Origin of the sequence: Undibacterium sp. 5I2, assembly GCF_035019605.1 — a bacterium.
In the GTDB taxonomy this organism is placed as follows: Bacteria; Pseudomonadota; Gammaproteobacteria; order Burkholderiales; family Burkholderiaceae_D; genus Undibacterium.
This window is the reverse complement of the sequence record NZ_JASJVS010000149.1, coordinates 1-845: the sequence shown is the minus strand read 5'-3', so window position 1 is coordinate 845 and position 845 is coordinate 1. Positions and strand designations below refer to the sequence as shown.

Here is an 845-nt window from a genome sequence, read left to right as displayed (position 1 = left end):
ACCAAGAAACTCAGCTTACCGCTGGTCTGCGCTTTGAAAATATGCGGATAGCTTACCGTCGTTCCCGGCAAGCCAGTACTGGCCCCATCGGCGGCAAACGTATTTTGCCGCACTTCGGCGAAATTCAATTTACTGTAACGACGATCGACGACGATAAAACTGATCTGCTCTTGAGTTGGGAAGCGAGAAAAGGTATACGCGGTACCGGCACTGTTCACCGCTACACCATTACGCAAGGCGGTGCTATCGACCGATGCGCCGGTCGACAAATGCGTGGCTTCCAACTGCTTCTCGACACAGACATTAACGCCACTGACCGTAGAAAATGGCACATTGAGACTGTAATCACCATTGCCATCGCTCTGCACCCGCGCCAATTCGCGTCCGTTGCAATTACTCAGGCTCATCGTCACCCCAGCCACGCCCTCTTCACCGCTATTGAGTATGCCGTTGTTGGCAGCACCGGCGGCCGCCGCATTATCGTTAAACACGCGACCACTGACTTGAAAACCCGAGGAGTTCACAAAGGTACACAGCAGTTTTGCACCGGGCTTAAGTACTTCGGGCGGCAGCGTCAAGGTCGCGCCGCTGAGGCTGCCCACAGGCGTGCTGACGTTGCCGCTGATGGCCGCATTCCTGTCGATGCAACTGGCGCTGACCGGTTCGCTCGGCCAACCGCTGGGCACACTTTCGCTGATGCTGACAGCCGTACCTGCCGTAGCGTTCAGTATGCGTCCGCTGGTTTGGCCGATGCCAGCTACGCTAATGCGCTCGCTGCTGTCCGACAAACCGCTGAGACTGAAAGTAAAGCTATTGTTGCCTACCCCGATCAAGACACTCTTAAC

The 845-nt window shown here is 55.9% G+C and carries 1 protein-coding gene; it reads right to left on the bottom strand.

All coding sequences use genetic code 11. From position 1 onward, the window contains the following. On the bottom strand, positions 1–845 hold an 845-nt coding region (locus tag QN359_RS19760), incomplete at both ends, for an SdrD B-like domain-containing protein (protein ID WP_323493419.1).